The sequence below is a fragment of the Pseudomonas sp. Eqa60 genome, assembly GCF_018326405.1.
Lineage (GTDB): Bacteria > Pseudomonadota > Gammaproteobacteria > Pseudomonadales > Pseudomonadaceae > Aquipseudomonas > Aquipseudomonas protegens.
In genome coordinates this window covers 5,093,096-5,114,154 of sequence record NZ_AP024342.1, presented here as the reverse complement: position 1 = coordinate 5,114,154, position 21,059 = coordinate 5,093,096, and the positions used below count along the sequence as shown (strand labels likewise).

The 21,059-nt window shown below is 62.0% G+C and carries 19 protein-coding genes; 4 read left to right on the top strand and 15 right to left on the bottom strand.

Features of this window, described 5'->3' with window-relative positions; translation table 11 throughout:
- Nucleotides 1-55: 55 nt before the first annotated feature.
- The 6 genes from KI242_RS22900 to minC all read right to left on the bottom strand — a co-directional run bounded on the left by KI242_RS22900 (nt 56) and on the right by minC (nt 4,487).
- Nucleotides 56-232 carry a hypothetical protein gene (locus tag KI242_RS22900; protein ID WP_011062653.1) on the bottom strand — a complete coding sequence of 59 codons (177 nt, stop codon included), beginning with the start codon at nt 230-232 and terminating at the stop codon, nt 56-58.
- Nucleotides 233-343: 111 nt separating this feature from the next.
- Nucleotides 344-1,633 (bottom strand): M18 family aminopeptidase, encoded by a 1,290-nt coding sequence (locus KI242_RS22895; protein WP_011062652.1) that lies wholly within the window; start codon nt 1,631-1,633, stop codon nt 344-346.
- 124 nt (nt 1,634-1,757) lie between these two features.
- On the bottom strand, nt 1,758-2,393 hold the full coding sequence (locus tag KI242_RS22890; protein ID WP_015636609.1) for an RluA family pseudouridine synthase: 636 nt from the start codon (nt 2,391-2,393) through the stop codon (nt 1,758-1,760).
- A gap of 92 nt (nt 2,394-2,485) precedes the next feature.
- Nucleotides 2,486-2,740, bottom strand: a complete 255-nt coding sequence (gene minE / locus KI242_RS22885; RefSeq protein ID WP_007898843.1) for a cell division topological specificity factor MinE — start codon at nt 2,738-2,740, stop codon at nt 2,486-2,488.
- A complete protein-coding gene (gene minD, locus KI242_RS22880) occupies nt 2,740-3,552 on the bottom strand; it encodes a septum site-determining protein MinD (protein ID WP_011062650.1) in 813 nt (270 codons plus the stop codon). Before minD ends, minE begins: the two co-directional genes overlap by 1 nt.
- Before the next feature lie 200 nt (nt 3,553-3,752).
- Nucleotides 3,753-4,487 (bottom strand): septum site-determining protein MinC, encoded by a 735-nt coding sequence (gene minC / locus KI242_RS22875; RefSeq protein ID WP_011062649.1) that lies wholly within the window; start codon nt 4,485-4,487, stop codon nt 3,753-3,755.
- Between the two features lie 122 nt (nt 4,488-4,609).
- Between minC and KI242_RS22870 the strand changes: the two genes are divergently transcribed.
- The 3 genes from KI242_RS22870 (at nt 4,610) to KI242_RS22860 (ending at nt 10,205) form a co-directional block, all read left to right on the top strand.
- Nucleotides 4,610-5,542 (top strand): lipid A biosynthesis lauroyl acyltransferase, encoded by a 933-nt coding sequence (locus KI242_RS22870; RefSeq protein ID WP_041119452.1) that lies wholly within the window; start codon nt 4,610-4,612, stop codon nt 5,540-5,542.
- A 50-nt stretch (nt 5,543-5,592) separates the two neighbouring features.
- Entirely contained in the window at nt 5,593-6,759 is a 1,167-nt protein-coding gene (locus KI242_RS22865) for a patatin-like phospholipase family protein (protein ID WP_053159753.1), read from the top strand.
- A gap of 254 nt (nt 6,760-7,013) precedes the next feature.
- Nucleotides 7,014-10,205 (top strand): autotransporter outer membrane beta-barrel domain-containing protein, encoded by a 3,192-nt coding sequence (locus KI242_RS22860; RefSeq protein WP_244868152.1) that lies wholly within the window; start codon nt 7,014-7,016, stop codon nt 10,203-10,205.
- Between the two features lie 76 nt (nt 10,206-10,281).
- Here the strand turns inward: KI242_RS22860 and denD are convergent, their stop codons facing one another.
- A complete protein-coding gene (denD, locus tag KI242_RS22855; protein WP_053159749.1) occupies nt 10,282-11,256 on the bottom strand; it encodes a D-erythronate dehydrogenase in 975 nt (324 codons plus the stop codon).
- A 15-nt stretch (nt 11,257-11,271) separates the two neighbouring features.
- Complete coding sequence (locus KI242_RS22850) at nt 11,272-12,582, bottom strand: MFS transporter (protein WP_011062644.1); 1,311 nt, start codon at nt 12,580-12,582, stop codon at nt 11,272-11,274.
- A gap of 160 nt (nt 12,583-12,742) precedes the next feature.
- On the opposite strand from KI242_RS22850, the gene KI242_RS22845 reads away from it, so the two are divergent.
- Nucleotides 12,743-13,528: a FadR/GntR family transcriptional regulator gene (locus KI242_RS22845; RefSeq protein ID WP_019093447.1), complete on the top strand. Its 786-nt coding sequence runs from the start codon at nt 12,743-12,745 to the stop codon at nt 13,526-13,528.
- Nucleotides 13,529-13,584: 56 nt separating this feature from the next.
- On the opposite strand, the gene KI242_RS22840 is transcribed toward KI242_RS22845, so the two are convergent.
- The 7 genes from KI242_RS22840 to puuE all read right to left on the bottom strand — a co-directional run bounded on the left by KI242_RS22840 (nt 13,585) and on the right by puuE (nt 21,027).
- The gene (locus KI242_RS22840; protein WP_011062642.1) at nt 13,585-14,370 is read right to left on the bottom strand and encodes an outer membrane protein OmpK; all 786 of its coding nucleotides are present in this window, start codon (nt 14,368-14,370) and stop codon (nt 13,585-13,587) included.
- A gap of 639 nt (nt 14,371-15,009) precedes the next feature.
- Nucleotides 15,010-16,368, bottom strand: coding sequence for a nucleobase:cation symporter-2 family protein (locus tag KI242_RS22835; RefSeq protein ID WP_053153204.1), 1,359 nt, complete (start codon nt 16,366-16,368; stop codon nt 15,010-15,012).
- 168 nt (nt 16,369-16,536) lie between these two features.
- Nucleotides 16,537-17,859, bottom strand: coding sequence for a urate hydroxylase PuuD (locus KI242_RS22830; RefSeq protein ID WP_015636602.1), 1,323 nt, complete (start codon nt 17,857-17,859; stop codon nt 16,537-16,539).
- Between the two features lie 51 nt (nt 17,860-17,910).
- Nucleotides 17,911-18,414, bottom strand: a complete 504-nt coding sequence (locus tag KI242_RS22825; RefSeq protein ID WP_011062639.1) for an ureidoglycolate lyase — start codon at nt 18,412-18,414, stop codon at nt 17,911-17,913.
- A gap of 83 nt (nt 18,415-18,497) precedes the next feature.
- Nucleotides 18,498-19,493 carry an allantoicase gene (alc, locus tag KI242_RS22820; protein ID WP_041752465.1) on the bottom strand — a complete coding sequence of 332 codons (996 nt, stop codon included), beginning with the start codon at nt 19,491-19,493 and terminating at the stop codon, nt 18,498-18,500.
- A gap of 95 nt (nt 19,494-19,588) precedes the next feature.
- Nucleotides 19,589-20,104 carry a 2-oxo-4-hydroxy-4-carboxy-5-ureidoimidazoline decarboxylase gene (gene uraD, locus KI242_RS22815; RefSeq protein WP_011062637.1) on the bottom strand — a complete coding sequence of 172 codons (516 nt, stop codon included), beginning with the start codon at nt 20,102-20,104 and terminating at the stop codon, nt 19,589-19,591.
- A complete protein-coding gene (puuE, locus tag KI242_RS22810; RefSeq protein ID WP_011062636.1) occupies nt 20,101-21,027 on the bottom strand; it encodes an allantoinase PuuE in 927 nt (308 codons plus the stop codon). Before puuE ends, uraD begins: the two co-directional genes overlap by 4 nt.
- Nucleotides 21,028-21,059 lie beyond the last annotated feature (32 nt).

The window sequence follows — 21,059 nt, the reverse complement described above, 5'->3', positions numbered from 1 at the left end:
TGGATCGACCGAGTGTACGAGGCCGCCAAATTCAATGCGAGGGTGAGTGCTGCATTTATTCCGCGAGCTTGGCCAGGATCTTGTAGACCACGGTGCCGAGAATCAGCAGCATGCCGATCCACATGCTGAACACACCGAGGTTCTTGTCCCGGAAGTTGAAGCCGATGGCCAGCAGGATCATGCCCGTGAGAATGGGGATGAGCATGGAGTGGAACGAAGACATCGAGATCATGGCGACAGCCTTGTCAGGAGGAGTAACTGTAAGTCTAGGTCGCTTTGTCGCGGCCCGGGTTGATGTGCATCAGAAACAGGCGGGCGTGTGTCCACGCGCCCGCCCTCTGCCTCATGGCAGTTCGTGGCTAGCGTAGAAGGCGCTCAGCACTTTCACCAGATGAGCCAGGTCATGGCTGCCACAGAGCTCGCGGATCGAGTGCATGGCGAAGGTCGGCAGGCCTATGTCCACAGTGCGTACCCCCAGATGGCTGGCGGTGATCGGGCCGATGGTCGAGCCGCAACCCATGTCGCTGCGCACCACGAAGCTCTGTACCGGCACTTCTTCGGCCATGCACAGGTGGCGGAAGAAGCCGGCGGTTTCGCTGTTGGTGGCGTAGCGCTGGTTGCTGTTGACCTTGATCACCGGGCCGGCATTGAGTTTCGGGCCGTGATTGGCGTCATGCTTGTCGGCGTAGTTGGGGTGTACGCCGTGGGCATTGTCTGCGGAAATCAGCAGCGACCTCTGGATGGTGCGGACGAACTCGTCGCCTTCGGGCAGCAGGCGGCGCAGGGTCTGTTCGAGCATCGGACCATCAGCGCCGCAAGCCGAGCAGGAGCCGACTTCTTCATGGTCGTTGCACACCAGTACGCAGGTTTCCTCGCTGTCGGCCGTCAACAGGGCCTGCAGCCCGGCGTAACAGGACAGCAGGTTGTCCAGGCGCGCGCCGGCAATGAAGTCACCGTGCAGGCCGATCACGGCAGCACTCTGGGTGTCGTAGAAGCTCAACTCGTAGTCCAGCACCACATCGGCGTTCAGGCCGTGTTCGCGGGCCAGTTGGTCGGTCAGGACCGCTCGGAAATCCACCCGCTCATCGCCGGCGAACTGGGCCAGGATCGGCGGCAATTCGTTCTGCGCGTTGATCGCCCAGCCCTGATTGGCTTCACGGTTGAGGTGGATGGCCAGGTTGGGAATGATCGCGATCGGCGCCTTGAAGTCGATCAGCTGGCTTTCCACCTTGCCGTCGCGGCGGAAGGTCACGCGGCCGGCCAGGGACAGGTCGCGGTCGAACCACGGAGCCAGCAATGCGCCGCCATAGACTTCGACGCCCAGTTGCCAGAAGCCCTGGCGTTGCAGTTCCGGCTGGGGCTTGACCCGCAGGCAGGGGCTGTCGGTGTGGGCGCCTACCAGGCGGATGCCGCCTTGCAGTGGCGAATGCCGGCCCAGTTTGAAGGCGACGATGGAGGAGTCGTTACGGGTGACGTAGTAGCGGCCGTTGGCTTCGGTGGTCCATGGCTCGCGCTCGTCGAGGCGCTGGTAACCCGCCGCTTCCAGGCGTTGAACGAGGCTGGCAGTGGCATGGAAAGGGGTAGGGGAGGCCTTGAGAAAGTCGATCAGGCCTTGGTTCAACTCTTCGCGCATAAGTAGCTCCAGACAGCAGTGGCGCGAGTTTAACGTATAGGCGGGCCTTGTAGGAGCCGGCTTGCCGGCGAAGAACAGGCGCCGGGGCGACATCGCCGGCAAGCCGGCTCCTGCAGTGGGGGGGTCAGAACGGCGCGGGGCACTCGAAGCGCAGGCGCTCGCCTGTCTGCGGGTGAGTGAAGCTGAGCATGCTGGCATGCAGGCATAGGCGGGGCCAGGCCGCCAGTGCTTGTGGATGGGCATAAAGGCCGTCACCCAGCAGCGGATGGCCGATGGAAAGCATGTGTACCCGCAACTGATGGGAGCGGCCGGTGATGGGGGTCAATTCGACCCGGCACCAGTCGCCGCAGCGCTCCAGCACTCGCCAGAAGGTCAGGGCGTGCTTGCCGAATTCGTGGTCCACCACATGCCGGGGTTTGGTTGGCGGATCATAACGCAAGGGCAGATCGATGCTGCCGCTGTCCAGTTCCGGCTGGCCCCAGCACAGGGCGGTGTAGGCCTTTTCGGTTTCGCGGTCATGAAACTGTCGCGACAGTTCGCGATGGGTATCAGCGTCCCGGGCCAGGAGAATGATGCCCGAGGTTTCCCAATCCAGCCGGTGGACGATACGGGCTTCGGGGTAGCCGTTTTCCTGCAGGCGGGTAATCAGGCAGTCCTTGTTGTCGTCGGCGCGGCCGGGGACGGAGAGCAGCAGGGTGGGTTTGTTCACCACCAGGACGGCGGGGTCCTGATGCAGGATGTGGATATTCGACAACGGCATTGAAACAGCCTCGTAACAAACGCCAACGGCGGCTCGCCGACCTCGATGCAATGCATGAGGCCCGCGAGCCGCCGTGGCTCCCGTCGGATCAATCAGCGATCAGGCAGGGTGATATTGAGTTCCAGGATCGAGCAGCTGCCCTGGTTTTCCAGAGCGACGTGCACGTCGTCGGACCCGATATTGACGTACTTGCGGATCACTTCCACCAGTTCCTTCTGCAAGGCGGGCAAGTAATCAGGGGTGCTGCGCTGGCCGCGTTCATGCGCCACGATGATCTGTAGACGCTCTTTCGCTACCGACGCGGTGCTGACCTTTTTGCTGGCACGAAAGAAGTCAAAAAGATTCATTATCTACCTCCAAACAGGCGCTCGAAGAATCCCTTCTTCTCGACATCAAGGAACCGGTGCTCCACGGTTTTGCCCAGCAGGCGGTCAACCGCATCGCTGTAGGCCTGGCCAGCATCACTCTGGTCGTCGAGAATCACCGGCACGCCCTGGTTGGAAGCCTTGAGCACTGCCTGGGATTCCGGAATGACGCCGAGCAGGGTCACTGCCAGAATTTCTTTGACGTCTTCAACACCGAGCATTTCGCCATTGCTGACACGCTCCGGGTTGTAGCGGGTCAACAGCAGGTGTTCCTTGATCGCGTCTTCGCCCTTTTCGGCGCGACGGGATTTGCTGGCCAGCAGGCCGAGCATGCGGTCGGAGTCACGCACCGAAGACACTTCAGGGTTGGTCACGACAATCGCTTCGTCGGCGAAGTACATGGCCAGGTGCGCGCCTTTCTCGATACCGGCCGGAGAGTCGCAGACCACGAACTCGAAGGTTTCCTTGAGTTCCATCAGGACCTTTTCCACGCCTTCCAGGGTCAGCGCGTCTTTGTCGCGGGTCTGGCTGGCGGCCAGTACGTAGAGGTTTTCCAGGCGCTTGTCTTTGATCAGGGCTTGCTGCAGGTTGGCTTCGCCGTTGACCACGTTGACGAAGTCATACACCACGCGACGCTCGCAGCCCATGATCAGGTCGAGGTTACGCAGGCCGACGTCGAAGTCGACGATCACTGTTTTGTGGCCGCGCAGAGCGAGGCCGGTACCGATAGCGGCGCTGGTGGTGGTTTTACCCACACCACCCTTGCCGGATGTAACCACGAGAATCTTGGCCAAGGTGTTTCACCCCTAAGGAAAAAGGACTTTTAGCCCCTGAAAAACATCTCTTGAAAACTACTGCAGTCGGACAGCCTTGGCTGGAGCTCGGTCAGCGGCAGGGTTTATCGTCGATAAACACTGCTGATTGCCAATTTCCTACTTCGTTTGAGCCGTTTTCGCTACGTTTTAGAGATGCTTGGAAAATGCGGCAGTATCCGTTAAAGACGTGTGATGTTCAACACGTCACCCGACAGGCTGACCTGGACTCCGGAGCCCCACAGCGGGTCGCGTCGCAGGTCCTCGGAAACCTTGTACTGGCCTGCGATGGAGATCAGTTCAGCGCTCAATTGCTGACAGAAAATCCGCGCCTTGGTGTCACCCTTGACTCCAGCCAGGGCGCGACCGCGCATGGGGCCGTATACATGGATATTGCCATCGGCGAGAAGTTCCGCACCGGGGCTGACCGAGGACACCACTACCAGATCGCCACCCTGGGCATAGATCTGCTGCCCGCCGCGTACGGGCGAGGTGATGATGCGAGTCGGTTTGATGGTGGGTTCCGGCGGTTTTTCCGGCTTCTTGATTTCACTTTCCGGTGGCTCCAGCGGCCGCTCCCGGGCGCCGGAAGGTGGCAGCACCGGCAGGTCGACGGCAATCGCCGCGGCAATGTCTTCGATGCGGCTGGCGCGGATCGCCAGGGTCCGCAGGCCGTGCTGGCGGCAGACGCGCATCAGCCCGGGCAGATCCACCGAGCCTTCGCCAGCAGGCAGCTTGTCCAGGGCCAGTACCAGCGGGGCGTTGCTGAAGAAGTTCGGCGCCTGGGCGACTTTCGCGGCCAGTTGGCGATCGAGGCCTTCTAGGTCATTGCGGGCCAGTTCCAGCACGGTGATGGCGAGCATGCTGCCCTTTAACTGGAACACAGGATCTTGGTCTAGCGATTCGGTTTGGCTCATGGTCTGCAGAAGGCGGCTTGTCACTAAAAGTGCCGAGACTTATAACGAGATCGCCCGCGCCCCGCAAGCCAGGTCGAACCGATGTAGAATGCGCGACCTTGTTGTCTGTCCCGGAATCTGTAATGGATCGCCCGCGTTTTCGAGCTGCATTCTTGTCTCCACGTTTCTGGCCGCTGTGGCTGGGGCTTGGTGTGTTATGGCTGATCGTCCAGTTGCCCTATGCCGCACTGCTGCACATCGGTCGCGCCCTCGGGGCGCTGATGTACCGGGTGGCCGGTGAGCGCCGGCGGATTGCCAAGCGCAACCTGGAACTGTGTTTCCCGGAAAAGTCCGCCGAGGAACGCAAACGCCTGCTCAAGGAGAACTTCGCCTCCACCGGGATCGCCTTCTTCGAGATGGCCATGAGCTGGTGGTGGTCCAAGCCGCGGCTGGCTCGGCTGGCCCATGTCGAAGGGCTGGACTACCTCAAGCAGGCCCAGCGCGACGGTCATGGGGTGATTCTCATGGCCCTGCACTTCACCACCCTGGAGATCGGCGCGGCGCTGCTGGGCCAGCAACACACCATCGATGGCATGTACCGCGAACACAAGAACCCACTGTTCGACTTCATCCAGCGCCGCGGGCGCGAGCGCCACAACCTCGATTCCCTAGCGGTGGAGCGCGACGACGTGCGCGGCATGCTCAAGCTGCTGCGGTCCGGACGGGCGATCTGGTATGCGCCGGACCAGGACTATGGCGCCAAGCAGAGCGTTTTCGTGCCGCTGTTCGGTATCCAGGCTGCGACGGTCACCGCTACCAGCAAGTTCGCCCGCCTGGGCAAGGCGCTGGTGGTGCCTTTCACCCAGGAACGCCTGGCCGATGGCAGTGGGTACCGTCTGGTGATCCATGCCCCCCTGGCGGATTTTCCCGGCGCCACCGAAGAGGAGGATTGCCTGCGGATCAATCAGTGGGTGGAAACCGCCTTGCGCGCCTGCCCCGAGCAGTACCTCTGGGCTCACCGTCGCTTCAAGAGCCGGCCGCCAGGCGAGCCCAAGCTCTATAAGAAGCGCGGTTGACCCTCTGGCCTTGATGAGCGGCCCTGGTACGCCATGGATGGAGTGAAGCAATGAGTGCTGGACCGGTAACAGGTTTGATTCTTTCCGGCGGTGGTGCCCGGGCCGCTTATCAAGTCGGCGTGCTGGCGGCGATTGCCGAGTTGCTGGGCCCGGGGGCGCGCAACCCGTTCCCGGTGATCGTCGGCACTTCAGCGGGGGCCATCAATGCCGTCAGCCTGGCCAGTGGCGCCGTGGACTTTTCTGCGGCGATCCAGCGCCTCACGGCGTTCTGGCGCAACTTTCGCAGTGATCAGGTAATGCGCAGCGACTGGCCCGGGGTCATTCGCCAGGCCAGCCGCTTTGTCGGCCACAGCCTGCTGGGGCTGGGTGCCCAGGTGCCGGTGGCGCTGATCAACAACTCGCCGCTGCGCGAGCTGCTCAACGAACACATGCACCTGTCGGGCATCAACGACGCGATTGCCCAGGGCCAATTGCACGCTGTGGCGGTAACCGCGTTCGGCTACGAATCCGGCCAGGCGGTGACCTTCTATCAAGGGGGCGGGGTGATCGATCCCTGGCTGCGGCATCGACGGATCGGCATTCCCACCCATCTGACGGTGGATCACTTGCTGGCCAGTTCGGCGATCCCCTTGCTGTTCGCGCCGGTGAAGCTCGACCAGGAGTATTTCGGCGATGGGGCGGTGCGCCAGTCGGCGCCCATCAGCCCGGCCCTGCACCTGGGGGCCAGCCGTGTGCTGGTGGTGGGCGTCAGCGGCAACCCGCGGGGCAACGATCCGGAGAGTGCCGGGCAGCGGACCTATACCGGTCAGGAGCCGACCCTGGCGCAGATTGGCGGGCACATGCTCAACAGCACCTTCATTGACAGCCTGGAAAGCGATATCGAATTGCTGGAGCGGCTCAATCACTTCAGCCGGTTGCTGCCCGGCAGTGCGGCCGACCGCGCCCTGGGCATTGCTCCAGTGGAAGTACTGGTGATTGCCCCCAGCCAGCCCATCGACGAGATTGCCGCTCGTCATCGGCATGAGCTGCCGGCAGCGTTGCGTGTATTCCTGCGTGGGCCCGGGGCGACCCGCACCAGCGGCGCAGGGGTCTTGAGCTATCTGCTGTTCGAAGCGCCCTACTGCAACGAGCTGATCGAGCTGGGCCGCAGTGACGCCCTGGCCAAGCGCGAGGAGCTGGCGCGCTTCCTTGGGCTGGCGCGCGCGCCACGGGCCTGAATCCGCTTGGGAGCATGCACGCGCCTGCGTGCGGAACAATGCGCGCAGCCCTTCCTGCTCTCTATTGCCGGCGCTGCCGAGGGCCGGTGCAGTCTTTTGAGATCAATCTGATTACAAAGGTTCGGGATCGCTTGGATGATGGTGGTGATCAATGTCGATCATCATCGCGGTTCCTCCTGCTTTCTACGGCCATTTGCTGTCAATTGTGGACATTGTCTTGAGGAGCCTGCGACGCAAATGTGGTAGGTAGTCTCATGCAACGATTGGTCCGCTCGACGCTGTCGGGCCTTTTTACGATGTCCCTCGTGGCTGTGTCGATCCAGGCGCGAGCTGCTGAGTACGGCCAGATTGATCTCTCCAATCCGGCTGGCGGTGATTCGATGAACCTGCATCCGGGCGACTCCGTGATCTATGACGGCCCGGGGGCGGCGATCAACATTTCGGCCAAGGGCAATAACCTGAATGCCGAAGGGGTTGATATCCAGGCCGGTTCCCCGGGCGGCAACTTCACGGTCGGGGTCAGCGCCAGCGATGGTGGACACGTGACTCTGGTGGATAGCCAGGTACTGAGCCACCGCACTTACGCGCTCGAGGCCCGTGGTCCTGGCAGTGAAATCGTCGCCACCGGCACCTCGCTCACTTCCCGGCAATCATTTGGTGCCTACGCGTACGGTGGTGGCCGTATCACGCTTGACGGTGGCAGCATTACCACCCTCGGCATCTATGGCCATGGCGTGGTCGCCTCGGATGCGGGAACGGCCCTGGACGCTCGTAACCTGAGCATCTCTACCAGTAATGCCAACGGATATGGCGCCGAGGTGTCCCAGCGCGCCTCAATGACGCTGGAGGCGGTCACCATCGATACGGCGGGCGAGAACGCTTCGGTTCTGTATGTCAGGGGGGCGGGTTCAAGCCTGGCCTTCATCGACAGCCATGGCACTTCTGCCAGTTACTCCGGCGCCCGACTTTATGGTGGCAAATTCTCGATGCTTGGCGGCAGCCTCACCGCCCACGAGGACGCAGTATTTCTGGGTTACGACTTCGACGGCGTTGGCTCGTCAGCCGATATTCGCGATGCAACGCTGAGCTCCAGCAATGGCTATGGGCTCAACCTCAATGGCGACGCCGCCAGCGCCACGTTGAATAACGTCCGCATCAGCTCCTCTGGAGCTCAAGCAGGCGGAATATGGATGTTCATGCCCGAGACGAAGCTGGTGGCCGATCGCTTCAGCATCGACACCTACGGCGCCCAGTTTGCCCACGGGCTGGATAACCGGGCCGGCCAGGCGACGCTGAGCAACGGCAGCATCACCACTCATGGTGCGAATTCGCTGGGTTTGTACCTGTACAACCAGTTCGACAGCGATGCCAGCATTGAGGCGAGCAATATCAGGATTGAAACCTTTGGCGCCGGATCCTTCGGCGCCCTGGCACAAACTACGGGAGCCGACCTGCGCCTCGCACAGTCTGAGGTCGTCACCCATGGGCAAGCGGCCCATGGTCTGTTCGTGCGGGCGGACGATGCGCGTCTGGCCGTCAGTAGCACCGAGGTCATCACCAACGGCAACGGTGCGTCCGCCCTGGCACTGGGCAATGGTGCGGTGGCAACTTTGGAGAACTCCCGGCTGGCCACTCACGGGGACCTGGCGTCTGGCGTCTGGAGTTATGTCAACAGCGGGACGGCGAGCAATAGCCTTTCGCTGACCGGCAGTCAGATCAGTACCCAGGATGGCGCAGGCTTGCTGGCCAGTGGCGGCGATCATCAGTTCACCCTGATGAACTCGAGCATTGTTGCGCGTGCCGATGGGCAGGAGGCCCAGGGCATCTTTCTGCAGACCCGCCAGGCAGTGTTGAACAATGTTCCCGTCGATACCGGCCAGGTCAGTGTCGAGGCCAGCGGCTCGACGCTGGTGGGCGATGTCCTTGCCCAGAACGGCAGTGTGGACCTGAGCCTCAGCGCCGGCTCGGAATTGACGGGGGCTCTGCGGGCCGAGAGCGGGGGGCGGATCAACAGCTTGCTGCTCGATGACAGCAGCCGCTGGAACATACGCAGTGACTCGACACTGGGCACCTTGACCAACAACGGTACGCTGGTGTTCGGCGCAGCCGGTTTCCAGACCCTGACCGTTAACGACTACATCGGTAATGGCACGATGGTATTCAGCACCCACCTGGGCGGCGACACGTCCCCCAGCGACCGGCTGGTCATCGATGGTGGAACGGCAAGTGGTCGAACCGCAGTGCGAGTGCTCAACGCTGGCGGTAAGGGGGGGCTGACGCAGGAGGGGATCCCCCTGGTGCAGGCGATCAATGGCGGAACCATCGCAGCCGACGCCTTCTACCTGGACACGGGCTCCAGCGGTTATCGTTGGAGCGTCGGCAGCCTTTCGATCAATGGCTATGAGTACAGCCTGGTGCAAGGTGGCATCTCGGGCAACACGAATGACTGGTACCTGACCTCAGAAGCCAGCCAGGTGGCACCGGAAGGCGGGGCATATATCGGCACCCAGCAGGCCACCAGGACAATGTTCGACCATGGCCTGCAGGACCGTGCAAGCAAGCGCAGCCTGGGGGCCGACCGCCAGGATTCGGGACTCTGGATGCGGGCCCAGGGGCGGCATGACAAGGGCATGCGTATGGCCGAAGGCAAGGTCGATATCGATTCCAGCAGCGATGTGGTGCAGATGGGCGGGGCGTTGCTGCGCCGGCCGGTGGGCGCGCAAGGTGCGCTCTATGCCGGGCTCATGGCGGGCTATGGCGACGCGCGCATCGACTCGACCTCCACATTGATGCGCCGCGACACCAATACTGCTGTTCGCGCGAAGGCCCATGGCAAGGTCTCGGGTTATTCGGCGGGCGTGTATGGCACTTTCTATGCGGATGACGTGAACCGGCTGGGCGCCTATGTCGACACCTGGTTGCAGTATGGTCGCTATACCAACCGGCTGAGCAGTGAACTGGGGTCCGCCGATTATGATTCGAACCTATGGTCGGCCTCCCTGGAGTCCGGCTATGCATTGGCGCCATTTGCCGCTGATTCTCCCTTCCGGGCCTGGGTGGTGGAGCCTCGCGGGCAGCTGATCTATAGCCGTTATACCGCCAGGGCCGCAGACTTGCGGGATACGCGGTTGCGCAATGGCACTGCCGATGCCTGGCGCTCCAGTATTGGCGTGCGGCTCTACCAGCAGCCTGGTCAGGCAGCCGATGAATCGGTGCTGCGACCCTTTGTCGAAACCAACTGGCTGCATAGCGAGGCGGTGCCGTCGGTACGGATGGGGAGTAACAGCTTCGATGCCAGGCCATCGCGGGATGCTCTGGAGTTGAAGGTAGGAGCCCAGTTGCGGGTCGCTCGGGATGTGGAGCTATCCAGTCATCTATTCGGCCATTCGGGAAGCGCCAGCGAGTACGGTTACGGCGGGCAGTTGAACCTGAGCTACAGCTGGTAGTGCTTGCAGGTCTTGTGGCAAACCCAGCGAGGACGGCCTCCAGCTCAAGGAGGCCATCCTGGGGGCGGTCCGTTGTTCAACGATGCAGATAATCCCTGATGAACTGTCGGATCACGCTGGCAAAGTCCGGGTCCGCGGTGAAGCCCAGTTGGTTTGCATACGGTGTGCTGAACGCTCCCGGCCAAGAGCCGACGATGCGCTCGATGGCTGCATCCGGCCGCAATTGAACCTGCCGGGCCACCGCGTCACCGGCCACCTCGCGCAGCGCATCGATCATCTGCTCCACTGTCTGTGACAAACCGGGCATGTTGATCACCCGGCCCTGGCTCAAGCGCTCGGCGGCCAGCTCATGACCGTGAACCAGGTTGGCAATGGCCTGTGCCGGTGACATCAGCCATAGCCGGGTGTTCAAGGGCACCGGGCAGACACTGGCCTGACCGTTGAGGGGCTCACGGATGATGCCGCTGGCAAAGCTTGATGCCGCCAGATTCGGCTTGCCCGGGCGCACGACGATGGTGGGCATGCGCAGGCTGCGGCCATCGACGAAGCCGCGCCGGCTATAGTCGGCCAGCAGCAGGTCGTTCATGGCTTTCTGGGTGCCATAGGAACTCTGGGGTGACCAGACTTGATCATCGCCGACGGTGTCCGGCAGTTGTCCACCGAAGACGGCCACCGAGCTGGTCATCACCCACTTCGGGCAAGTACCCAACTGTCGCGCGCGTTCCAGCAGTCCCTGGGTGGCGCTGAAGTTGACGCGCATGCCCAGATCGAAATCGCTTTCTGCCTGGCTGGAGACCACTGCTGCCAGGTGAAAGATGCTCTGGGTGTCGGCGTTGATCAGGTTCGCCAGGACCTGGGGATCGGTGATATCTCCACCCTTGACCAGGACCCGAGGGTCGTCGAGGCCTTGCACGGGTTCACGGTCGAACGCGGTAATCCGCTGAATGGGGTGCAACTGGCCGTGACGGTCGGTGAGTGAGCCGCGCTCGAGCAGGGCCTGGATCAGGCGGCGTCCGAGAAACCCGGCGGCGCCGGTGACAAGAATATTCATGAGTGACTCCAACTATCAGCGATTGACCAGTTTTCCGGGGATCTTGAAGACCAGCAGGGCTCCGACGAACAGCGCACTGGCCATCACGTACATGCCGATGGTGGTGCTCTGGGTCAGGTCCTTGAGAAAGCCCATCAGGTAGGGTGAAACGAACCCGGCGAGGTTGCCCCAGGAGTTGATCAGGGCAATCCCGGCTGCCGCTGCGGTGCCGCCGAGAAAGGCAGTGGGCAGGCTCCAGAACAGTGGCAGGGTGCTGAAGGCGCCCATGGCCCCCAGGGTCAGGCCGATCATCGACACTGTGAAGTTGTCGCTCCAGGTGGCGGAAATCATCAGCCCCACCCCACCCAGCACCGCGGTCAGCGCCAGGTGCCAGCGACGTTCGCGCAGGCGGTCGGCACTGCGGGATATCAGCACCATGGTCAGCGCCGCTGCGGCATAGGGAATCGCGGTGAGCATGCCGACCTGGAAGACGTCGCTGACGCCTGCCTGGCGAATCAAGGAGGGCAGCCAGAAACCGACGGTGTAGAAGCCGGCGATCATGCAGAAGTAGATGGCGGTCAGCAGCCAGATCCGCGGCTGACCGAACACTTGGCGCACGCTGTGTACCTGGTGGCCGTCGGTTTCGGCTTCGATCCTGCTCTGCAGCAGGGTCTTCTGTTCCCGGGTCAGCCAGCCGGCGTCGGCGATCCGGTCGCTGAGGCAGTAGATCACCAGGCCGCCCACCAGAATCGAGGGCAGGCCTTCGAGAAAGAACATCCACTGCCAGCCGGCGAAACCGTGATGGCCATTGAGGGCGCTCATGATCCACCCGGATAGCGGTGCGCCGATCAGCCCCGAAAGCGGCACGGCGGTAGCGAACAGTGCGTACATCTTGCCGCGGCGGTTGGAGGGGAACCAGTACGACAGGTAGAGGATCACCCCCGGGTAGAACCCGGCCTCGGCGATGCCCAGCAGAAAGCGCATGACATAGAAAGAAGTGGGGGTGCTGACGAAGGCCATGCACGAGGAAATGAGGCCCCAGCTGATCATGATGCGCGCGATCCACAGCCGCGCGCCGACTCGATGCAGGATCAGGTTGCTGGGGATCTCCACCAGAAAGTAGGCAATGAAGAAGATCCCGGCGCCCAGGCCATAGACCGCTTCGGAAAACTGCAGGTCTTCGGACATCTGCAGCTTGGCGAAGCCGACGTTGACCCGGTCCAGATAGGCCACCAGGTAGCACAGCAACAGTAGCGGCAGGATGCGCCAGGCGACTTTACGGTAGGCCAGGTCCTCGAAGGAGGCGGTGACCGGGGCCGAGGCGGTTTGCGACAGTGATTCAGGCATGTCTTTACCCATCCTTGTTTCTTGTATTTGGGTGATTTTGTTTTTATCGGACTTGCTGACATGGCTTAGATAACATAATACATCATACGAATTCAATGGCGGGCTTCGGGCAGGACGGCGTGCCTGAAATGCAGTACCGTTAGCCAATTTGACTACCGAGATGCCCATGTCCAAGCCTGATAACGCTTTCCCCGCCGCCGATTCCCTGGCGACGCTCAAGGATTCGGCCAAGGGCACGCTGGCGGACCAGGTGACTGCGGCGCTCAAGGCACACATCGCCAATGGCGAAGTCCTGCCGGGAGCGCGCCTGCCCACCGAACCGGTTCTGTGCGAGCGTTTCGGCGTCAGCCGCACCGTCATCCGCGAGGCCATATCGCGCTTGAAGTCGGCGGGCCTGGTGGAGGTGCGCCAAGGCAGCGGCACCGTGGTGTGCGAGGGCGCCCATATCAAGGCGTTCACTATCGACCTGGACGTACGTGGCTCGATCGAGGCGGTGCTCAGGGTCACCGAACTGCGTCGTGGTATCGAAGGCGAGGCGGCGGCCCTGGCGGCCCAGCGCCATACCCCTTCGCAGTTAGAGGCGATTCATCAAGCGCTGCTGGCTATCGATAGCGCCGAGCAGGCGGGTCAGGATGGGGTGGAGCAGGACCTGGCGTTCCACCTGTCGATTTCCCAGGCCACCGGTAACCCGCTGTACCCCTCCTTGCATGAATTCATTGCGCAATTCATCAAGGAAGCGATTCGTATCACCCGCTCCAATGAGGAACGGCGCAAGGATCTGGCGCGCACGGTGCGTGCCGAGCATCTGGCGGTCTATCGGGCGATTGCGGCGCGGGATGTCGAAGGGGCGAGGCAAGCGGCGCTGAGCCACATCCACAACGCGGTGGAGCGGCTCAAGAGTGCCGATCCGGCATTCTGGCGGGATTCCGGTTCACGCATTGCCTGATGGCAAATACCGCCTGCGCCCCTCCATGGAGGGGCGCAGGCGGCATCAGCCAAGCATCAGAAGTGGTACTTGACCAGCAGGCTGGCGGTGTCCTGGTTGGTCTCGAAGTTGCGCGAGTCCTCGATACCGTACTTGTTCTTCCAGTAGTCGTACTCGAAGCCGACGTACAGCTGCTTGGCGCCCCAATTCAGCGCCTTGCCCAGGTCGTACTTGATCTGCGGGTTGAAGTGCAGGTTGGCGTGGTAGGTACCCTTGGCGTTCTGGTCGTTGTCCACCACCCAGTCCATGTAGCCGTCGATCAGGATGTCCGAACGGCCCACGGGAATGGTGTAGGACCACACTGGCGTGATCTGCCAGACGTTGTCGCCCGGGCGGCTGCCCTCGGTGTGGCGCTGGTAGAAGTTCAGCTGGAAATAGTCGAAGCCAGGGACTGCCAGGTCGAAGCCCGGGCCGATCAGGTAGGACTCGTTGTCACCTTCGCCAAACTCGTAGGTGAACGCCAGGAGCACGTCCTTGATCGGGCCGAATTCAAGTTTCTGGTCGAAGATCTTGCCGAACGACAGGCGTGGCGTGAACTCGCCGTAGTAAGTGTCCGGGCCGACGTTGCCGTCTTCCTTGCCGTTATAGAAGATGCGGTCGAGGAAGAAAAAGTTATCCCCGTACTTCCAGGCATCGGCATGTTCGAAAGTGACCGTCTGTTGAATCTGCGGGTTAACTTCGAAGTTCTTGCCATACAAGTAAGTCAGGCTGTTGTTTTGCCATTGCAACAGGTCGCCAGCCACGGCCTGCCCCCCGGCCAGCAAGCTGGCGGCCAACATCAGGCTCTTGCACATCGGTTTCATTCGGTTGCTCCCAAGTAGGTAGTTCCACGTTTTTTTTGGCTTGGCGCTCTGGTTTGGCGCCTTTTTTCGTTGCTGCAAAAAACCATCCGATCGGTCAGCTTTGTTGCTGTTAGCAAGAGCTGAGCCAAGGCCGAAAAAAAGCAAAAAACTCCCGTCCGGCTGTAGCGATACCGCCGGGCGAGAGTGTTTTCCGCGATGTTTTCTTGCGCCTTGTTACCTGTCCAGGTCGGGATAAGTTGGCTCTTGGGTCAGGTTTTTCATCCGGGCTTTTTTTTAGACCAGACTTGCGCGGCCGCGGAGAATACTGGCTCTCACGGCAGGGCTCAAGTGCTCCGCAACGGCGCACTTGCAACCACTTTGGGGCGGGTATGCGGGCCATCTCAGGCAAGCATCCGCATTGAAGGGCAATAGAGTGCCAATGACTGGCGGCCGTCAGGGGGATTGCATGGCGCTAATGGCCGTCCAGCGGCCACCGCCAGGAAAGCCTGGGCAGGCTGCATAGGTGTTGCTCCCTGTTTGTTCTTATTTTCAAGGCGCAGCGTCTAATGGGCAGCGCTCGATCCTGAGTGGGCGAGCGCTGCGGTCAAGCATGAACGGTGAAACAAGGTCAGGGCGCCGAACCGGCACCCTGCTGGTGACTCAGTGCTGATGGGCGTGATCCGCATTGCTGGCCGCGCGCTCGCTGCCCCCGAGAATGTTGAACAGCAGGTTCAGCACCAGCGCACTCAAGGTCGCCATGGCGATGCCACTGTGGGTGATGGGGCTCATCCACAGGGGCAGGTGGGCGAAGAACTCGGGGCGCACCACGGGAATCAGGCCCATGCCGATGCTCACGGCCACCAGCAACTGATTGCGCCGGTCGGCGATGTCGGCTTCCTGGAGGATCTTGATCCCGGTCGCAGCCACCATGCCGAACATGGCGATGGCCGCGCCCCCCAGCACCGCCGGTGGAATCGACGCCACCAGGAACGCCGCCTTGGGCAGCAGGCTGAGGACGATCAGCAGGCCGCCGGCGACCATGGTCACGGAACGGCAGCGCACGCCGGTCATCTGCACCAGGCCGATGTTCTGGGCAAAGGAGGAGTGGGTGAAGGTGTTGAGGAAGCCAGCGAAGAACGATGCCCCGGCATCACACAGCAAGCCGCGACGCAGCATGCGTGGGGTGACCTCCTGGCCGGTGATCTTGCCCAGGGCCAGGAACATCCCGGTGGACTCGACGAAGATGATCACCACCACCAGGCACATGGAGAGGATCGGGGCCAGGTGGAACTGCGGCATGCCGAAGTGCAGCGGTGTGACCACCTGCAGCCAGGGCGCCTGGGCCATGCCGCTGAGGTCGACCATACCGATCAGGCCGCAGAGGATGTAGCCCAGGCCCATGCCGATCAGTACCGAGATGTTCACCCAGAAGCCGCGCATGAAGCGGTGGATCAGCAGGATGGTACCCAGCACCAGAGCGGCGATGGTCAGGTAGATGGGCGAGCCGAACTGGGCTGCGCTACTGCCGCCGCCTGCCCAGTTCACCGCCACGGGAAACAGCGAGAGACCGATCGAGGTGATGACCGTGCCAGTGACCAGCGGCGGGAAGAAGCGCACCACCTTGGACATGAACGGCGCGATCAGCATGCCGAAGAAACCGGCGGCGATGGTTGCGCCGAAAATTCCCTGCATGCCGATGCCGGGCATGCCGGCCATGGCCACCATGCTGCCCACCGCGGCGAAGCTGGCCCCCATCATCACCGGCATGCGAATGCCCATGGGGCCGATGCCCATTGACTGGACGATGGTGGCGATCCCGGCAACCAGCAGGTCGGCATTGATCAGGAAGGCGATTTCTTCACGACTCAGGCCAGCGGCCTGTCCGATGATCAGCGGTACCGCGATTGCACCGCCATACATCAGCAGGACGTGCTGCAGGCCGACCAGGATCAGTTGCAGGAAGGGCAAGCGCTGAATGGCGGGCGCATCGGGGACGCACTGTTCGGATGAATCGGACATGCAACACCTCGGATCTTTTTATTCTTGTGATTTAACCGCTGCGTCTTTACGCGCAACGTGTTTGCAACAGGCGAATCTTCTGACTGATGGCAAGAAAGCCCGCTCCTACAGACAATTGCGGTTCTGTAGGAGCGAGCTTGCTCGCGAATCAGCCGGGTACCAGGCTGATCAGTTGGTCTGGGCTCCCTGGGTAATCCAGGCACCGACCAGCTCGCGTTCCTGCTGGGTCATCTGGGTGATGTTGCCCAGCGGCATGATCTGGCTGGCGACGGCCTGGGCCTGGATCCGCGCGGCTTGCAGGCGGATCTGCTCAGGAGTGTCGAACATCACCCCGGCTGGTGCTGCGCTGAACAGGGGGCTGGTGGGCTTGGCCGAATGGCAGACCGCGCAACGCTCCTGGATCACGCTATGCACCTTGTCGAAGGACGGGCCGGCATTGGCCGCCTGCGCCGGGGCACTGGCCGGAGCCGTTGCCGCAGCGGCTGGAGCGGCCGGTGCCTCTGTCGCAGCCGAGGTTGCCGGCTTGCCGCCCAGGGCGGTTTCCGGCAATGGCTGGTACTGGGTCTGGGCCTTGGCCACTTCCGGAGCGCTTGGCGCTGGGGTCGGGCCGGTCACGTAGGCCAGGCAGATCATGCCCAGTGCCGCGACGGGCAGGGTCCAGGCGAACTTGTGGCTGTCATGACGGGTGTTGAAGTAATGACGCACCAATACCGCCAGGACCGCGATCCCGGCCAGGATCAACCAGTTGTACTGGCTGCCGTAGGTGCTCGGGAAATGGTTGCTGATCATGATGAACAGCACGGGCAGGGTGAAGTAGTTGTTGTGACGCGAGCGCAGCAGGCCCTTGGCCGGCAGGGTCGGGTCGGGGGTGCGGTTTTCCGCGATCGCTGCCACCAGCGCGCGCTGGGCCGGCATGATGATGCGGAACACGTTGCCCACCATGATGGTGCCGATGATGGCGCCCACATGCAGGTACGCGCCACGGCCACTGAACACCTTGCTGAAGCCATAGGCAGCGCCGATCAGCAGGAGGAACAGGATGAAGCCGAGCAGGGCGGGTTTCTTGCCCAGTGGCGAATCGCAGAGGAAGTCATAGACGAACCAGCCGGCGATCAACGCACCGATACCGATGGCCACGCCTTCAGGGCCGGTCAGGCCGCTGCCGGGGGCAACCAGGTAGAGCATCGGGTTGAAGTAGAACACCAGGCACAGCAGGGCAATCCCGGACATCCAGGTGAAGTAGGCTTCCCATTTGAACCAGTGCAGGTTCTCCGGCATCGAGGGCGGTGCCAGCTTGTATTTTTCCAGGTGATAGATACCACCGCCGTGAATCGCCCAGAGGTCGCCGGACAGGCCGTCCTTGGGGTTGACGCGGTTGAGGTTGTTCTCCAGCCAGACGAAATAGAACGATGCGCCGATCCAGGCCACACCAGTGATCATATGTACCCAACGCACGCTCAGGTTGAGCCATTCCAACAGATGTGCTTCCACAGTCTTTACCTCTTGCCTGCCACCCTTGTTGTCGGGTGATCAGACCTTCTCTTATTGGTGGGGGGCGAGGATCAAACGCTCATCCTCTTTGAAGAAATGCTCATCGCAGTTATTGCCAGTGCCACTGCGATCAACCACCAGGAAGTCATCCCGCTTTTCGATCGTCAGCACCGGGTGGTGCCAGACGCCGCGATGGTAATTAATGCCCTGCCTGCCATTACTGACAAAGGCACGGACCAAGCCCGATACAGGTTCATCGCCAAGTGGCGCGACCACGATCAGAAAGGGATTGCCGAGCAGCGGGATGAAAGCCTGGCTGCCCAGCGGATGGCGTTCCAGCATGCGGATGGTCAGCGGCATGTCCAGCGCGTCGGCGCGGAAGATGCTGATGATGGCCTGGTCTTCCGGCTGAGCGGTCTCGACCGTTGCCAGGCGGTGGAAGCGCATGGTCGAACCGTTGTTGATCATGAAGTGATCGCTGCCGTCGGTCTCGATTACGTCACCGAAAGGGGCGAAGGCTTCTTTGCTCAGGGGCTCAATCACTAATGTGCGCATGCTGTTCTTCTTATCTCGAGTTCGTTGTTGTCTGGTCCGTGGCTACTGCGGGCAAACCGGTCGCCCGCGCGCTGCGCGACCCTTTATTTTTTGACCTTGCCCAGCAGTCGCAGGCGGCTGACGCCACCGTCCGGGAATACATTCAGGCGCACGTGGGTAATAGCCCCCAGTGCCCTGATCTGTTCGACGAAACTGTGTTCGGCGTGCATTTCCAACTTCTGGCTGGGTAGCAGTTCACGCCAGAACAGGCTCTGGGTTTCGATCTGGCTGTCGGTGCCACCCTTGACGAAGGCGCCCTGGATCGAACAGCTGTCCGGGTAGTTGCCCTTGAAGTGCAGGGTGTCGACGATGATCTTTTCGATTTCACCGGCATGGCCCAGGGCGATGATCACCCAGTCGTTGCCGGGAGTACGGCGCCGGGCGGTTTCCCAACCGTCACCCATGTTGATGCCGCGGCCGGGGTTGAGGAGGTTGCCCATGCGCCCGAAGTGCTCGTCGGAGCAGGCCAGGGCGCGGCCGCCGTTGAGGGCGGCAGCCAGGTCGACCTGTTCGTCGTCGCCGATGGCCGACCAGTCGCGGTAGGGAATGCCGTAGACCCGCAGCCGTGCTACGCCGCCATCGGGGTAGATGTTGAAGCGCAGGTGGCTGAACGGCTGGTGGTTGTGGATCTCGTGGTAGTGGTGGCTGTTGCCCTGCAACTCCACCGCCGACAGCACTTCGGTCCACTGGGTGTTTTCATCCGGTTCGCCTGCGGCCAGGAAGCAGGCTTCCAGGGAGGCCGAGGGCGGGAAGTTGCCGGTGAAGAATGAAGTGTCGATGTCCACGCCCTTGATCGAGCCGGCCACGCCGAGGCGGATGACCGCAGTGTCGTAGCCTTCGAAGCGCTTGCGGCGTGATTCCCAGCCATCCATCCACTTGCCGTTGTCATCGAATACGCCTTCCTTCCACACCGCCGGAGTCGGTTGGAACAGGCGGTTGGCGTCGGCGAACCAGTCATCGGTGACCGAGATGATCTTGGTCCCCAGCCGGGCATCGGCCAGGTTGACGAACTTCTCGAAAGCTACGGCGTTGGTTTTCATTCTTCTTGTCTGCCTTGAATTCAGTGGCCGGGGTGCTCGCGAGGCCCTGGGAAATGCATCGATGCAGGTGCTTTCTCGGGCCAGGCGGGCAATCGCTACAGGGTCAGCAAGCGGAACAGGGCGATCTTGTTGATTTCTGCCAGTGCGCATTTGAACTCGGTGTCCACCGAGTTGTGGATGCGGGTTTCGAATGCGGCGAGGATCTGGTGCCGATTGCTGCCCTTCACCGCCATGATGAAGGGAAACTTGAACTTGGCCTTGTAGGCGTCGTTGAGCTCGGTGAAGCGCTGGAACTCTTCGGCGGTGCATTGGTGAATGCCAGCGCCGGCCTGCTCATTGGTACTGGCTTCGGTCAACTGGCCCTGGACGGCGGCTTTGCCGGCCAGGTCCGGGTGAGCGTTGATCAGTGCCAGCTGGCTGGCGTGATCGGCGCTCAACAGGATGTCGCTCATGCGCTGGTGCAGGGTCTCGATCTGGTCGACGGAGGCGTCGAGCCCCAGTTCGTAGGCCTTTTCGGCAACCCACGGCGAGTGTTCGTAGATGTCGGCGAAGGCCTTGACGAAATCTTCGCGGCTCAGGGTCGAGGGCTTGAGGCTCTGGAAGGCAGTCATTTCGCCGCTCCCTGGTAAGGGTGGGTCTGTTGCCAGTGACGGGCGATGTCCACCCGGCGGCTGAACCACACCTGCTCGTGGCCCTTGACGTATTCGAGGAAGCGCTTGAGTGAGGCCAGGCGCGCCGGGCGGCCGATCAGGCGGCAGTGCAGGCCGATGGAAAGCATCTTCGGCGCTTCGGCACCTTCGGCGTAGAGCACGTCGAAGGCGTCCTTCAGGTACTGGAAGAAGTCGTCGCCCTTGTTGAAGCCCTGCACCTGGGTAAAGCGCATGTCGTTGGTGTCCAGGGTGTAGGGGATCACCAGGTGCGGCTTGCCGGTGGGGTTGTTGGGTTCCCAGTAGGGCAGGTCGTCGTCGTAGGTGTCGCAGTCATAGAGGAAGCCGCCTTCCTCCATCACCAGGCGCCGGGTGTTCGGGCCGGTGCGGCCGGTGTACCAGCCCAGTGGGCGTTCGCCGGTGATTTCGGTGAGGATGCGGATCGCTTCGAGCATGTGCTCGCGTTCCTGGGCCTCGTCCATGTACTGGTAGTCGATCCAGCGGTAGCCGTGGCTGCAGATCTCGTGGCCGGCTTCGACCATGGCGCGGATCACGTCCGGGTGACGCTGGGCGGCCATGGCCACGGCGAAGATGGTCAGTGGAATGTCGAATTCCTTGAACAGCTTGAGAATCCGCCAGACGCCGGCACGGCTGCCATACTCGTACAGCGATTCCATGCTCATGTTGCGCTCGCCCTGCAGCGGTTGCGCCGAGACCATTTCCGAGAGGAAGGCTTCCGATTCCTTGTCGCCATGAAGGATGTTGCGCTCGCCGCCCTCTTCGTAATTGAGCACGAAGGACAGGGCGACGCGGGCATTGCCCGGCCAGTGAGGGTGAGGAGGGTTGGAGCCGTAACCGATCAGGTCGCGAGGGTAGTCAGCGCTCACTGCAGTCTTCCTTCTTATTCGTGATAACGGTG